Annotated in this window: 13 protein-coding genes; 8 read left to right on the top strand and 5 right to left on the bottom strand. The window is 72.9% G+C overall.

The window, feature by feature from the left end; all coding sequences use genetic code 11:
• Nucleotides 1-1,197, bottom strand: coding sequence for a cytochrome P450 (locus tag ABEB28_RS22725; RefSeq protein WP_345730193.1), 1,197 nt, complete (start codon nt 1,195-1,197; stop codon nt 1-3).
• Between the two features lie 199 nt (nt 1,198-1,396).
• Nucleotides 1,397-1,786, bottom strand: a complete 390-nt coding sequence (locus tag ABEB28_RS22730) for a hypothetical protein (RefSeq protein ID WP_345730194.1) — start codon at nt 1,784-1,786, stop codon at nt 1,397-1,399.
• A gap of 158 nt (nt 1,787-1,944) precedes the next feature.
• Between ABEB28_RS22730 and ABEB28_RS22735 the strand changes: the two genes are divergently transcribed.
• The 7 genes from ABEB28_RS22735 (at nt 1,945) to ABEB28_RS22765 (ending at nt 8,593) form a co-directional block, all read left to right on the top strand.
• Entirely contained in the window at nt 1,945-2,598 is a 654-nt protein-coding gene (locus ABEB28_RS22735) for a response regulator (protein ID WP_345730195.1), read from the top strand.
• Nucleotides 2,595-4,388, top strand: a complete 1,794-nt coding sequence (locus ABEB28_RS22740; RefSeq protein ID WP_345730196.1) for a sensor histidine kinase — start codon at nt 2,595-2,597, stop codon at nt 4,386-4,388. Before ABEB28_RS22735 ends, ABEB28_RS22740 begins: the two co-directional genes overlap by 4 nt.
• Before the next feature lie 86 nt (nt 4,389-4,474).
• Nucleotides 4,475-5,302, top strand: coding sequence for an IclR family transcriptional regulator domain-containing protein (locus ABEB28_RS22745; RefSeq protein WP_345730197.1), 828 nt, complete (start codon nt 4,475-4,477; stop codon nt 5,300-5,302).
• Nucleotides 5,303-5,424: 122 nt separating this feature from the next.
• Nucleotides 5,425-6,564, top strand: coding sequence for a CaiB/BaiF CoA transferase family protein (locus ABEB28_RS22750; RefSeq protein WP_345730198.1), 1,140 nt, complete (start codon nt 5,425-5,427; stop codon nt 6,562-6,564).
• The gene (locus ABEB28_RS22755) at nt 6,557-7,348 is read left to right on the top strand and encodes a citryl-CoA lyase (RefSeq protein WP_345730199.1); all 792 of its coding nucleotides are present in this window, start codon (nt 6,557-6,559) and stop codon (nt 7,346-7,348) included. The genes ABEB28_RS22750 and ABEB28_RS22755 overlap by 8 nt, the downstream gene beginning before the upstream one ends.
• 25 nt (nt 7,349-7,373) lie before the next feature.
• Nucleotides 7,374-8,237: a DODA-type extradiol aromatic ring-opening family dioxygenase gene (locus tag ABEB28_RS22760; protein WP_345730200.1), complete on the top strand. Its 864-nt coding sequence runs from the start codon at nt 7,374-7,376 to the stop codon at nt 8,235-8,237.
• Nucleotides 8,234-8,593, top strand: coding sequence for a hypothetical protein (locus ABEB28_RS22765; protein WP_345730201.1), 360 nt, complete (start codon nt 8,234-8,236; stop codon nt 8,591-8,593). The genes ABEB28_RS22760 and ABEB28_RS22765 overlap by 4 nt, the downstream gene beginning before the upstream one ends.
• Nucleotides 8,594-8,627: 34 nt before the next feature.
• Here the strand turns inward: ABEB28_RS22765 and ABEB28_RS22770 are convergent, their stop codons facing one another.
• The 3 genes from ABEB28_RS22770 to ABEB28_RS22780 all read right to left on the bottom strand — a co-directional run bounded on the left by ABEB28_RS22770 (nt 8,628) and on the right by ABEB28_RS22780 (nt 12,695).
• A complete protein-coding gene (locus ABEB28_RS22770; protein WP_345730202.1) occupies nt 8,628-10,736 on the bottom strand; it encodes an iron ABC transporter permease in 2,109 nt (702 codons plus the stop codon).
• A 14-nt stretch (nt 10,737-10,750) separates the two neighbouring features.
• Entirely contained in the window at nt 10,751-11,770 is a 1,020-nt protein-coding gene (locus ABEB28_RS22775) for an ABC transporter substrate-binding protein (protein WP_345730203.1), read from the bottom strand.
• Nucleotides 11,771-11,846: 76 nt separating this feature from the next.
• A complete protein-coding gene (locus ABEB28_RS22780) occupies nt 11,847-12,695 on the bottom strand; it encodes an ABC transporter ATP-binding protein (RefSeq protein WP_345730204.1) in 849 nt (282 codons plus the stop codon).
• 202 nt (nt 12,696-12,897) lie between these two features.
• Here ABEB28_RS22780 and ABEB28_RS22785 point away from each other — a divergent pair, with 202 nt between their 5' ends.
• Nucleotides 12,898-14,745 (top strand): putative bifunctional diguanylate cyclase/phosphodiesterase, encoded by a 1,848-nt coding sequence (locus tag ABEB28_RS22785; protein WP_345730205.1) that lies wholly within the window; start codon nt 12,898-12,900, stop codon nt 14,743-14,745.
• The last annotated feature ends 3 nt before the right edge of the window (nt 14,746-14,748 follow it).

Genomic DNA, 14,748 nt, shown 5'->3' on the forward strand with positions numbered 1-14,748 from the left:
TCACGGAATGCGGACCGGGAGCTTGTCCCAGCCGCGGACGGTCGAGGTCGACGAGAGCTGGGCGGACGACAGGTCGACGTCCCAGACCGGGAACCGCTTCAGCATCTCCTCCAGCGCGACCCGGCCCTCCAACCGGGCGAGGGCGTTCCCCAGGCAGAAGTGGATACCGCCGCCGAACGCCATGTGCAGGAGGTCGCGGCGGTGGATGTCGAACGCCTCGGGGTTCTCGAAGCGCTCCTCGTCGCGGTTGGCGGCGGCGATCAGCGCCATCATGATGCTGCCGGCCGGCACGGTGGTTCCGCGGACCTCGACGTCCCGGGTGACGTACCGGCTCATGAAGTGGCCGGGCGCCTCCATCCGCAGGATCTCCTCGATCGCGTTCGGGATCAGCGAGTGGTCGGCGGCCAGCTCCGCGCGCTGGTCGGGGTGTTCGGCCAGCAGCTTGGTGGTCCAGCCGATGAGCCGGCCGGTGGTCTCGTTGCCTGCGCCGGCCAGCACGGTCACGTAGAGCACGACCTCCTGCCGGGTGAGGTTCCGGACCGTGCCGGTCTCGTCCTCGAACTCGACCTGCAGGAGCTGGCTGATGATGTCGTCGGAGAGGTTGGCCGCGCGCCAGTCCACGTACTCCGCGAACGCCTGGCCGTCCAGCAGCGTCTGGTCGGTGTTCATCGGCGCGCCGGCCTCGGTGCGCAGTGATTCGTCCACCGCGTCGCGGACGGCCTCCTGTGCGGACTCCGGAATGCCGAGCAGCATGCTGATCGCCCGCATCGGCACCTGGTTGCCCAGCTCGGCGATGATGTCGAACTCGCGCGCTCCGACGAGCGGGTCGAGCGAGCGGGCGCAGAACTGGCGGATCTTCGGCTCGATCGCGATGATGCGCTTCGGCGTGAAGACCCTGGAGAGCAGCCGCCGGTGCAACGGATGGACCGGCGGGTCCTCGAAGATCAGGACGCCGGACGGCACCTCGATGTCGGCCTGGATGATCTCCAGGATGTCGCCCTTCGCGCTGCTGTACGTCTCGTGGTCCTGCAGGACGGCCGAGACGTCCGCGAAGCGGCTCACCGCGTAGAAGCCGATCTCCGCGTTGTGGTAGAGCGGCGCCTCGTTGCGCAGGCGGCGGTAGACGGGGTACGGGTCGCCCACGATCTCCTGGTCGTACGGGCTGAAATGCACCTCGTCCGTTGCGGTTGTGGTCACGGTGCGCTCCCTGGCGTGCGGCTCGGGGACCAGTTCTCCGACAACTGTCGGAGAACACCATGGCAGGTGCGGGCGATGACCGCAATGGGTCCGATTGGGACATCCCGCACGTGCCGCGACCCGGGGCGCGTTCCGGCGGCCGGCGTGCCGGCGGCCCGCGTTCCGACGCTCGGTGCGCCGGACGCGGGCCGAACCTCCGTCAGGCCGGTTCCGGACGCGAGAGGACCAGCAAGACCGCGACGAGCGTCAGGACGACGCCGACGGCCGCGACGATCACCAGCGGTGCCGGAACGTCCTCGACGAAGAACGCCGGTAACGCGCCGAGCGCCGAGAAGATCCGCGTTGCGGCGACCACGCGGGCGCCGATCCGGTTGCCGGTCCGCCAGGTGTAGACGGCCGCGGCGAGCGTGATGACGCCCATCACCGCGCCGACCGCGAGCACGGCGAGCGGCGGACCCGGCTCGTCCGTGTCGACCGGAATCAGCAAGCCGACCAGATCGCCGATGGCGAGCAGACTCGCCAGCACCAAACCGGCCTTGTTCTTCGTGCTCACCGTGGTTCTGCGATCGGTGACGGTAGCTTCGCTCATGGTTCCCCTCCGAACACTCGTGGTGGTGTGGACTCCAGGGTGTGGCCGGGCCGGTCCCGCGCACACCGGTCCGTCGCCCGGGCCGTCCGGGAATCCGCCCGGGTGATCTAGGGGTGGACTCCGCACCGGCCGGGCACCGGGGCAGCCATCATCTGAGCATGGAGCCCGTCATTCGCGTGCTGATCGCCGACGACCACCCGGTGGTGCGGCGCGGCATCCGCGCGCTGCTCGCCTCGCTGCCCGGCATCGAGGTGGTCGGCGAGGCCGCGAACGGCGCGGAGGTACTGCGGGAAGCGCAGCTGACCCGGCCGGACGTCGTCGTGATGGACGTGCAGATGCCGGAGATGGACGGGATCGTGGCCACCCGGCGGCTCGTCACCCAGCTGCCCGACGTCCCGGTCCTGGTGCTGACGATGTTCGAGGACGACGACACGGTGTTCGCCGCGATGCGGGCGGGCGCACGCGGCTACCTGCTGAAAGGCGCCGAGCAACAGGACATCCTCGCCGCGGTCCGCTCGGTCGTCGCCGGCCAGATGGTGATCGGCCCCGGCGTCGCCGGGCGGTTGATCAGCTACCTGAGCACGCCGCCGGCCCGGGGCGTCGTGTTTCCGGAGCTCACGCCGCGCGAGCGGGAGATCCTCGGCCAGATCGCGCAGGGCCGGTCGAACGGTGCGATCGCCGCCGACCTCCGGCTGGCGCCGAAGACGATCGGCAACCACGTCTCCGCGATCTTCGCGAAGTTACGGGTGGCGAGCCGGGCCGAAGCGATCGTCCGGGCGCGCGAGGAAGGGCTGGGGAGCGGGTCGGGGTGACGGGCTCGCTGATCGCGGCGATGGTGGTCGGCTCCGGCTTCGCGGCGGGCGGAGCGGTGGCGACCACGAGGCGCCCGCGCTCCGGGCCGGCCTGGGTCCTGGTCGTGGTGGCGGCGCTGCTGCTGGGTGCGCCGGCCGCAGCGGCGTTCGGCGCCGACCGGGCCGCGGGTCTGCTGGTCCTGACGGCGGCGGTCGTGCTGCCGTGCGGAGTGCTGCGGATCGTTCCCCGCCGACGCCTGCGGCGGGTCCAGCGCGGCCTCGACCTGGCCGTGCTGGCGGGCGGGGTCGTCACGGTCGGTGCGGTGGCGTTCGGCGCCGAGCCGCTCGGGTCGTGGACCGCCGGGCTCGTCGTCGTGCTCGTGTTCTGCGCCGGGTGGCTGCAGTTCGAGCTGACCAGCGGCGACGAGCGGCGTCAGGTGCTCTGGCTGGTCGCCGGCGTCGCTGCGTCGGTGCCGCCGACCGCGCTGTTCGGAGTCTGGGCCGACGACGGCTCGCTCAGCGGCGCCGCGATCTCGGTGATCATCGGGGTGCTCCTCCTGCCGGTGCCGCTCTCGGCGACGATCGCGCTGGTGGCCCCGCGCTGGACGGCCGTGCGGGCGGTGATCAGCCACGCCACGGTGGCGGCGACGATGTTCCTGGTGGCGGTCGCGGTCTACAGCGGTGGTGAGGCGCTGGCACGGATCCTGACCGGAGAGGTGCCGCCGCTCACGGTACGGGCGATGCTGGCGGCCCTGGTCGCCGCCGGATTCGCCCCGGTGCTCGCCCGGGTCCGGGCCGCCTCCGACGAGCTGCTGTTCGGCGGGCGCAGCGACCCGGTCGACACGCTGACCCGCCTGGGAACCGAGCTGACCGCGGGGTCTGCACCGACCGAGTGGCTGGAGACGCTGCGGTCGGCGCTGGGCGTCCCGGGGATCGTGCTCCGGCGGGGGAGCGAGGTCGTGGCGTCCTCCGGCCGGGTCGACCCGGCGCGGTGCGCGACGACGCCGCTGCGGGCCGGCCCGGAGCACGTCGGCGATCTCGACGTCGGTATCCCGGCCGACCAGCTGGCGCTGAGCTCCGCGACCCGCAACGTCGTGCAGCTGGTCGCCGCGCCACTGGCCCAGGCGCTGCACGCGATCCGGCTCAGCGCCCAGCTCCAGGCCTCCCGCGGCCGGGTGGTCGCGGCGCTGGAGGAGGAGCGTCGCCGGGTGCGGCGGGATCTCCACGACGGGCTGGGCCCGGCGCTCACCGGCATCGCCTACAGCGCGGACGCGGCGCGCAACCTGCTCACGGTCGACGCCGTCCAGGCCGAGCAGATCCTCCGCGAGCTGCGGACCGACGCCGGCGAGGCGATCGCGGAGGTGCGCCGGATCGTCTACGGCATGCGCCCGCGCGCGCTGGACGAACTCGGCCTCGTCGAGGCGGTCCGGCAGCGGGTCCTGCAGCTGCCGGGCGCGGAGGGCCGGGCGCTGAGCGTGACGATCGTCGCCGGCTCGCTGCCCGACCTCCCGGCCGCCGTGGAGGTGACGGCCTACCGGGTGGCGGTCGAGGCGGTGACGAACGTGGCCCGGCACGCGGGCGTCGGGGAGGCCCGGGTGGAGTTCGTCCCGGACGGTCGCTGCCTCCGCCTCACGGTGCGCGACGACGGCCGGTCGGACGGGCCGTGGTCACCCGGGGTCGGGCTGACGTCGATGCGCGAACGCGTCGAGCAGATCGGCGGCGTGCTCACCGCCGGCGCCGGGCCGGACGGCGGGGTCGTCGCGGCCGAGTTGCCGCTGGACGTGTATCCCACGGCGGATACCGTCCGTTGAACGGACGCATGTCCGCGATGCTGTGAGACGGTAGAGGCCCGCCGGGCAGCACGGTCCGGTGGACAGCTGTCCGGAGGAGCGACGACATGGCGAACCGCGGGACCGGCCCGGACTTCGTCGAGGCCCTGGCCCGGGGGTTGGACGTGCTGACCTGCTTCGACGCGCGGCGGCCGGTGATGTCGCTGAGCGAGGTGGCCGCCGCGACCGATCTCGCCCGGCCGACCGCACGCCGGTTGCTGCTCACGCTGGAGGAGCTGGGGTACGTCCGCGTGGCGGAGGGCGGCGGGTTCGCGTTGACGCCGAAGGTGCTGTCGTTGGGCATGGCGTACGTGAGCTCGCAGGGCCTCTGGGAGATCGCCCGTCCGCACTTGGAGCGACTGGTCGCGGCGACCGGGGAGTCGTCGTCGATGGCGCAGCTGGACGGGGCGGACATCGTCTACGTCGCCCGCGTCTCGGTGCCGAAGATCATCACGCTGCGGGTGGAGATCGGCACCCGGTTCCCGGCCGCGCAGACCTCGCAGGGCAAGGTGCTGCTCGCCGGGCTGGAGCCGGCGCAGGTCGAGGCGGTGCTGGCGCAGCCGAGCCGGTCCGGGCTGCCGCCGTACATCGGCCGCGATCCGGCCGAGTTCGCGGCCGAGCTGACCGAGGTGCGGGCGCGCGGCTGGGCGTTGGCGGACGAGGAGCTGGCCCCCGGCGTCCGCTCGGTCGCCGCGCCAGTCCGGGACGGCTCCGGCCGGGTGCGGGCCGCGATGAACGTGACCGTGCACGCGGCGGAGACGCCGCTGGACACGCTGCTCGACGTCCACCTGCCCCGGCTGCTGCGCACGGCGGGTGACGTCAGCGCGGAGTGGGCGCTCTGGCAGTCCCGGCCACACGCCGAAGTGGACCGCGCCTTCCACTCAGAGCCCGCCTGACCAGCGCCGGGCGCCACGCGGGCGTGGGGCGTGGGGCGGCGGGTTGGCGGGCGGCCTTGACACTTGGGATGGCTGGGCGGAGGGTAGCGGACAACTGTCCGCATAGTGGTTGGGGTGATCGAGTGGGCGCGGGACCGCTGTCCGGCGTGGTCGTCGCGGATTTCTCGCGGGTGCTCGCCGGGCCGTACGCGACGATGCTGCTCGCCGACCTCGGGGCCGAGGTGGTCAAGGTCGAGGCACCGGCCGGCGACGACACCCGCGGCTGGGTGCCACCGACGCGGGACGGCGTCGGCACGTACTACCTGGCCGTGAACCGGAACAAGCGGTCGATCGCGCTGGACCTCGGCGACCCGGCCGACCTCGAGGTCGCGCACGCGCTCTCGGCGCGGGCGGACGTGTTCATCCAGAATTTCAAGCCGGGCGGGCTGGCCCGCTTCGGGCTGGACTACGCGTCGGTGAAGAGGCGCAACGAGCGGACGATCTACTGCTCGATCAGCGGGTTCGGCAGCGCGGGCGGGGCGAAGCTGCCCGGGTACGACCTCCTGGTGCAGGGCATGTCCGGGTTGATGAGCCTCACCGGTGACCCGGACGGCCCCCCGTTCCGCGCCGGCATCTCGGTGTTCGACGTGATGACCGGGCTGCACTCGGTGATCGGCGTCCTGGCCGCACTGCACCACCGGGACCTCACCGGCGAGGGGCAGCACGTCGAGACGAACCTGCTCTCGACCGCGCTCTCGACGCTGGTGAACCAGACCTCGGCGTACGTGGCGGGCGGGGTGGTGCCCACCCGGATGGGCAACGCACACCTGAGCCTGTTCCCCTACGAGCCGTTGGCCACCGGCGACGGTGAGCTGATCGTCGTCGCGGGGAACGACGGCCAGTTCCGGAGGCTGGCCGAGGCGCTCGGGCGTCCGGAGTTGGCGGACGACGAGCGGTTCGACACGGTCGGCAAGCGCAACGATCACCGGGAAGAGCTGCGTCCGCTGCTGCTCGAGGCGCTGGCGGCGAAGAGCGCGCAGGAGTGGTTCGAGGTGCTCACCGCGGCCGGTCTGCCGTGCGGGCCGATCAACACCGTGCAGGGCGGCGTCGAACTCGCCGAGCGTCTCGGGCTGGAGCCGGTCGTCGAGGTGGACCAGGTACCGACGATCCGGAACCCGATCGGGCTCTCGGCCACCCCGCCGAGCTACCGCCTGGCGCCCCCGGCGTTGGACGAACACGGCGACGAGATCCGCCGCTGGCTCACGGAGGAGACCGATGCCTGAGTATCCGACCGCCCTGGGCGCGTCGAGCCGGGACGCGATCACGCTGCTCGGCCAGGACCTCGCCCACGACGTCATGGGCAACGTCGGCTTCGGGGAGCTGGCGTTCTGGCTCGCCACCCAGCGGCGCCCCACCCCGGGGGAGACCCGGGTCTTCGAGGCCGTGCTCGCGGCGCTGGCCGACCACGGGTTCACCCCGACCGCGATCGTCACCCGCCTGACCTACCTGTCGGCCCCGGACTCGGTGCAGGGCGCGCTCGCCGCCGGGCTGCTCGGCGGCGGCTCCCGGTTCCTCGGCGTCACCGAGGACTGTGGCCGGTTCCTGCACGACGTCCTGGAGGGCGTCGACGGCCTGCCGACGGACGACGACGGCTGGGACGCGCTGGCCCGCGAGACGGTGGCCACTCGACGGGCGGCGAGACAGTTCGTCCCCGGACTGGGCCACCACGTCCACAAGGACGGCGACCCGCGCACTCCGCGGCTGTTCGCGATCGCGGCGGAGGAAGGCCTCTACGGCCCGCACCTGAGCCTGTTCGCCGCAATCGGCCGCGTCCACCCGGAGATCCTCGGCCGGACGCTGCCGCTCAACGGCGCCGGGGTGTGCGGCGCCGCCCTCGCCGACCTCGGCCTCCCGCTGGAGCTGCTGCGCGGCTTCGCCCTCCTGGCCCGGACGGCGGGGCTGATCGGACAGCTCGCCGAGGAGCTGCGCCACCCGGTCGCGAACGACATCTTCCTCTCGGTGGACCTGAACAACACGTCGACCGATCCTGACCCCTACACTCCCTGAACCCTCTCGGCCACCGGAGGCCGCCATGGCTGAACTGGTCGCGGTGATCGCGTCCACCCACCATCCGTTCTATTACAAGACGAGCACCCTGCCCGAGGAGGAACGTCCGCCGTTCGCGGCGGAGTGGATCAGCAAGATCCAGAACTTCCGGGAGACGCTCACCAAGGCCCGTCCGGACGTGCTGGTGATGGTGGGCTCCGACCACTTCCACCAGCTGTGGCTGGACAACATGCCGCAGTTCCTGGTCGGCAAGGCACCGGTCTACGACGCCAACTGGTACAACGAGGAACGCGAGTTCGGCCTGCCTCGGATGCGGCTCGCCGGCGACGAGGCGTTCTCCGCGCACATCCTCCGCCAGGGTCTGGACGCGGGCTTCGACCTGGCGTTCAGCAACGAGCTGCGGATCGACCACAGCATCACGTGCCCGATCATCACGCTGCGGCCCGAGGCCGACCTGCCGATCGTCCCGATCTACACGAACATCTTCGCGCCGCCGCTCCCGCAGCCGAAGCGCTTCGTGCAGCTCGGCCGGACGATTCGGGAGCTGGTCGAGTCGATGCCCGGCAACCAGCGGGTGGCGGTGATCGGCACCGGCCACCTGTCGCTGGAGCTCGGCGGGCCGCGTCAGTTCGGGCCGACCGGCCCGGACCCGGAGTTCGACCGCAAGGCCGTCGAGTGGATCGCGTCCGGCGACCTCGAGGGCTGCCTGGCGGAGGTGACGCTCGACAGCCTGCACCTGCCCGGCAACGCCACCCACGGGTTCATGGACTTCATGCTGATGATGGGCGTCGCCGGTGAGGGCGCGAAGGCCGACTACGTGGAGACCGTCGACCTGTTCCACACGATGGAGGCCTACTTCACCTGGTATCCGCAGGGCGGTGCGCAGTGAGCAAGTACCTGGTGAACAAGTTCCTCTACACCGTCGACCGCGACCCGGAGCTGGTCGAGCGCTACCGCACCGACCCGCGCGGCACCGTCGCCTGGTGGGAGGCGGAGAAGGCCAACCAACTGCTCAACTGCACGACCGGTGAAGCGAGCACCTGGCTGGCGTTCACCGACGAGGAGCGGGACGCGCTGGTCGCGCACGACCACGTCCGGCTCTTCGAGATGGGCGCGCACCCGTTTCTCACGCTGACCCTGTTCATCGCGATGTTCGAGCACGACCACGAGCCGCTCGGCTACGTGAAGGCGTACGCCGCGAAGATGTCCCATCTCCAGCTGCCCTACCCCGACATCGCGACGTGAGAAGGCGGGGCGGCCGTCCGGCCGCCCCGCCGAATCACGTCCGCGCGTGGGCGCGCCAGAGCAGCCAGATGAAGTACGGCGCTCCGATCATCGCGGTGACGAGCCCGGCCGCGATCTGCGTGGGGGCGATGACGGTCCGGCCGATCGTGTCCGCCACCGTCACCAGCACCGCACCGAGTCCGACCGCGACCGGCACGGCCCGGGAGTGCCGCGAACCGACCAGCGCGCGGGCCGCGTGCGGCGCGACCAGGCCGACGAAGGCCAGCGCTCCCAGCGCACACGCCGCGGCCGCGGTGAGCACGGCGGCCAGCGTCAGGTACCCCAGCCGGGCTCGGTTGAGGGGGACGCCGAGGACCCGGGGGACGTCCTCGTCGAGCGCGACCAGGTCGAGCGTCCGGGATCCGATCAGCGTCAGCGGCAGCGCCACGAGCAGACACAGCGCGACCGGCAGGATCTGGCCGACGCTGCGTCCGTAGGTCGACCCGGCGAGCCAGGTGAGCGCGAGGTTCGTGTTCCACGGCGACACGATGATCACCACCAGCGTCGTCACCGCCAAGGCGCCCGTGCTCATCCCGATGCCGACCAGCACGATCCGGTCCGACGACAGTCCGCGGCCGGCCGCCAGCCAGTACACCAGCGCGAACGTGCCGAGCGCGGCGATCGTCGCGACCGCCATCACCGGCCAGATCCCGATTCCCGGCACCAGCAGTCCGATCGTGACCGCGCCGACGCCCGCGCCCGGCGTGACGCCGAGCAGGCTGGGCTCGGCCAGCGGGTTGCGGCAGACCGCCTGGACGATCGTCCCGGCCAGGGCCAGCGCCGCTCCGCCGAGCAGAGCCGCGAGGACCCGGGGCCAGCGCTGGTCCAGCACGAACGTGACCTCGCGCCCGGAGGCGCCGCGCGCCCAGTTCAGGACGTCGCCGAGGAGCACGAGCCGGTCGCCGAGCAGCAGCGCGGCGACGAACGCTCCGACAGCGGCGACCACCAGCACCGCCCCCACGCCCGCCACCCAACCGCGCGAACGCACGGTCCCGGAGGCACCACGCGTCGGGGTGGCCGCCGGTCCGCCGTCGCGGAGCCGCCGGGCGAGCCAGACCAGGATGATCGCTCCGGCGAGCGACGTGAGGATGCCGGTCGGCACCGCGATCCCCTTGTCCGCCGGGATCGTCAGGCGCAGCACCACGTCGGCGCCGATCACCACGAGCGCGCCGACCAGACCGGAGAACGGCAACAGCACCAGGTGGTTCCCGAGACCAGGTACCCACCGCGCGACCAGGCGCGCGATCACCGGTGCGCACAGCCCGACGAAGCCGATCGGACCGGCGACGGTCACCGCGGTCGCGGCGAGCAGAACCGCGAGCACGACCGCGATCACCCGGGTGCGGCGGACGCCGACGCCGAGCACGCGTGCCGAGTCGTCGCCCAGGCCCAGGACGTCGAGCCGGTGCGCGAGCAGCATCACGGCGAGGATGCCGAGGGCGGCCACCGGCGTCGCCATCGCCACCTGGCGGACGCCCGACTGCACGGTCGACCCGCTGCCCCAGGCGAAGAGGCCGACGGTGTTCTGTGCGAACAGCATGAGCAGGACGAGCGTCAACGCGTGCAGGGCCAGGGCGATCGCCTGCCCGGCGAGGATCAGGCGGGTGGGCCCGGCCGCGCCGCCGCGCGCCACCAGCAGCACCAGGGCCGACGCCGCGAGGCCGCCGATGAACGCGACCAGGCCGCGCAGTCCGAACGGGAGCGACAGCCCGGCGGCCGCGACGGCCACCACCGACACCCAGGCGCCGGCGTTCACCGCGAGGGTGTCCGGCGACGCCAGCGGGTTCCGCGCCACCGACTGGAGGACCGCACCGGAGATACCGACGGCGACCCCGACCAGGACGGCGGCCGCCAGCCGCGGCGCCCGGCTGGCGAGCAGCACGGCCACCGCCTCGCCGCGGTCCCCGTTCTCCGACGCCCACGGGAGCAGCGCCCGCACGAGCTCGCCGAGCCCCAGCCGCGCCGTGCCCTGCGTCAGGTGGACCGCGGACAGGACGAGCAGCAACACCAACCCGAGGGCGAACGCGGCGGTGACGCGCAGTGGCCTGCCCTCGGTCGTCGGACCGGGGGCAGGAGCCGTCTGCTGCGCGGGCGGCGCGCTCACCGTCCCGCTCCGGGTCACGACCCGGCGAGCGCGTCGACGACCGCGTCGACGTAGGCCTCGGCCGACGGCGTGCTGCCGAACATCCAGATGCCGTCCGGGAGCCGGTGGACGTTGCCGCCGGTCTTGACGAACGGCAGCTGCTTCCAGACCGCGTTGGACTCCACCGACTTGATGAACGTCGAGTTCGCCTCACCGTCGTTCGCCACGTACACGAACGAGGTCTTCGGGTCGGTGATCTTGGTCAGGCCCTCGAGGTCGGTCTGCGCGAGGCCGTAGTCCTTGTCGCCGCCCGACGTCCACTGGCTCTTCAGGCCGAGCTCCTGACCGATCGCGCCGAAGAACGAACCCGGGGTGAACATGCGGATCGACACCGTGCCGGAGTCGACCCAGCCGTCGGCCATCACGAACGGTCCGCCGGCCTTGCCGGCCTTCGCCAGGGCGGCCTTGCCGTCCTCGATCTTCTTGTCGAAGCCGGCGAGCAGCTCCTTGCCCTTGTCTTCGGTGCCGGTGATCGTGGCGAGCGTCTCCACCGTGCGGCGCATGTACCCGATCGGGTCGGTCGAGTCCGAACCGCGCAGCGCGAGCACCGGCGCGGTCTTCTCGATCTGCGCGAGTACGTTCTCCGGCACGTCGGTCACGGAGACGACCAGGTCCGGCTTCAGGGCCGCGATCGCGTCCAGGCTCGGCTCACCACGGGTACCGACGTCCGGGGTGGACGGCTCGAGCGCGATGCTCTTGTCCCACACGTTGTAACCCTTGACGTCGGCGGCGCCGACCGGCTTCACGCCGAGCGCGAGCAGCGTCTCGGTGAGGCCCCACTCGAGCGAGACGATGTTCGCCGCGGGTGCGTCCAGGCGCACGGTGCCACGCTCGTCCTTGACCTCGACCGGCCCGGAGGAGGCCTTCGCGGTGGAGCTGGCGTCGTCCGACGCGTCCTCGGTGGTGCCGCACGCGGCGAGGAGCAGCGCGGTCAGCGCGGCCGCGACCGTGGTGGTGAGCGCTCTGCGGGCGCCCCGGCGGGAGGTGGTGGGCATCGGTGTCCTTCTGGGTCGTCGGACGCGGGAACGTCCGGTTGGGACGGGCGGGGGGATGCGCCCGGGGAAAGCGAGGTCAGGGGAGCGGCGCCGGCCGCGGCCGCGTGCTGTGCCGACCGACGGGCCGGGTGCGCACGCGTCCGTCGTCGTGGACGTCCACGTCGATCCGCAGGCCGTAGACCTCGGTCAGCAGCTCGGACGTCAGCACCTCGGCGGGCAGGCCGGTGGCCCGGACGACACCGCGGTGCAGCAGGACGACGCGGTCGGCGACCGCGGCGGCCTGGTCGAGATCGTGCAGGACGACGCCGACCGCGACGCCGTGGTCGTCCGCCAGCTCCCGGACGATGTCCAGGGTCTCGACCTGGTAGCGCAGGTCGAGGAACGTGGTGGGTTCGTCGAGCAGGACGACGCCGGTGTCCTGCGCGAGGCAGGTCGCCAGCCAGACGCGCTGCAGCTCGCCGCCGGACAGCTCGTCGACCGGACGGTCCGCCATGGACTCGACGCCGGTGAGCCGCATCGCGCGCGCGACGACGTCCGGGCCCTCGGCGTCGCCGGAGCCGAACCGGCCGCGGTACGGGTGGCGCCCGTACGCGACGACGTCCCGGACGCGCACACCGCCCGGCGTCGGACGCGACTGCGTCAGCAGCGTGACGCGGCGCGCGAACTGCTTCGGGTGGAGTGCGGTGGCGTCGACGCGGTCGGCACCGTCCGGATCGCTGAGCGTCACTGCGCCCGCCTGCGGGGAGTGCAGGCGGGCGAGCGAGCGCAGCAGCGTCGACTTGCCGGATCCGTTGGGCCCGACGAGCGCGACCACCTCGCCGGCGTGGAGCTCCAGGCCGGCGTTCTCGACGACCGTGCGGCCGTCGTACGCGAGCGTGAGACCGGCACCGGTGAGCGCCGAGGATCGAGGTAAGGCGTCGTGCATGAGGTGAGGCTAACCTAAAAGCGATCCGCGCAGGTCGACTGGGGTGTGGTTGAGGCGAATGTGGCCTCGGACGCCGCCGCCTCCGCCGGGCCCGAGCGTCCCCTACGATCGGGGAGATCACTCTGCTGTCTCCGATCGCGGGAGGATACGTGCGGATCAGCAGTAGACGGTGGTCCGGCGGTGCGGTGCGCACTCACCCTCGATGGCCTCGGTGACGGCCGAACCACCCTCGCGTCCGGACGGCGACGACGTCCCGGTCACGCCGTGGTCGGTGGGGGAGCTCGCGGGCGACGTGGTCGTGGTCTCCGCCGACCTGTCCTGTGCCGAGCTGGACGAGCTGTTCCGCGCCGACGAGACGCTGCCGGTCGTCGTGGTCCGGGACAGCTCCCGGCGCACCGGGCTGGTGATGCGGTCGCGGTTCGAGCTGCTGATGTCCGGGCCGCTCGGCTACGGCCGCGCGCTCTGGGCACGGCGGCCGGTGGGCGCCGTCGCCGACTGGACACCGCTGGTGCTCTCCGCCGAGACCCCGGTCACCGACGCGTCCCACCGCGTGCGGACGCGATCCTGGCAGAACCGCTACGACGACCTGCTGGTGAGCTGGCCCGGCGGGCGGGTCGGCCGGGTCTCGGCCGCCCGCCTGTTCGACGCGCTCGCCCGGCGCCTGGTCGAACAGGCCACTCAGGACGCGCTCACCGGGCTGGCCAACCGCCGGCACTTCCTCGACGAGCTGGCCGCGGCGTGTGCCGGCAACGGGGACGGCGCCGTCGCGGTGGCGTTCGTGGACCTCGACCGGATGAAGCAGGTGAACGACACGCTCGGCCACGGCGTCGGCGACCAGCTGCTGGTCTCGATCTCCCGGCGGCTGCTGGCGGCCACCGCACCGGGGGACGTCGTCGCCCGCCTGGGTGGGGACGAGTTCGCGGTGCTGCGCCGCGCCGACGCGGAGGCGGGTGGGATCGCCGCTCCGGCGTTCGGCGAGCGCCTGCGCGCCGCAGTCGCCACCCCGGACCCGGCACTTCCGGACGCCGCGCACAGCACCGCCAGCGTCGGCGTGGCGGTGGCGACCGGGCCGATCGAGCCGGGCGCTCTGCTGCGCGACGCCGACGCGGTGATGTACGAGGCGAAGCGCGCCGGGCGGAACGCGGTGCGCGCAGTGGGCAGCGGTAGCCCGCCCCCGGGGCGGCGCGTGGGCGGGTCCGATCCGCTCGGCCGCGCGCTGGAAGACCAGGAGCTGGAGCTCTTCTACCAGCCGATCGTCGACCTCACGACCGAGCGCGTCGTCGGGGTCGAGGCGCTGGTGCGCTGGCGGCACCCCCGGCGCGGCCTGCTGGCGCCCGCCCAGTTCCCGGTCGAGACTCCGGGCGACCTGTCCAGGATCGACCAGTGGGTGCTCCGGACCGCCTGCGCCGACCTCGCGTTCTGGACGAACGTCCTGGGGGAGCGGGCGCCGGACCGGGTGAACGTCAACGTGACGGCGGAGGCACTGCGCGACGGCGGTCTGGAGGCGGCTGTGCTGCGCGCCACCGGCCAGGTGGGGCTGAGCCCGGACCGCCTGCACCTCGAGTTGCCGGAGACCGCGGACCTCTCGCTGCTCAACGACGCGGTGGGCAACCTCAACACGCTCCGCAGGCACGGCGTCGGCGTGATCCTCGACGACATGGGCGCCGGATCGTCGACGCTCCGCCACCTGTCCGTGCTGCCGGTCTCCGGCCTGAAGATCGACAAGTCCTTCGTGGCGGGCATGCTGGAGAACCCGAACGACCACGCGGTGATCAAGCTGCTCACCGGGCTCGGGACGAACCTCGGGCTCCCGGTCATCGCGGAGGGCGTCGAGGAGCCGGAGCAACTCGACGAGCTGCTGGTGCTCGGCGTCGGGTACGCGCAGGGCTACCTGCTCGGTCACCCGCGGCCGGCGATCGAGCTGACCCGCCGGTTCGACCCGGCCGGCACCGTGGTGGCGGCGCCGGTCGAGGTGCCCTCCCGGCCGGACGGGCCGGTGTTCACGCCACGCCTGCGGCCGATTCGGCGGGGCGTGCGCCGGTCGTTCTGACGC

Source organism: Cryptosporangium minutisporangium, from assembly GCF_039536245.1.
Lineage (GTDB): Bacteria > Actinomycetota > Actinomycetes > Mycobacteriales > Cryptosporangiaceae > Cryptosporangium > Cryptosporangium minutisporangium.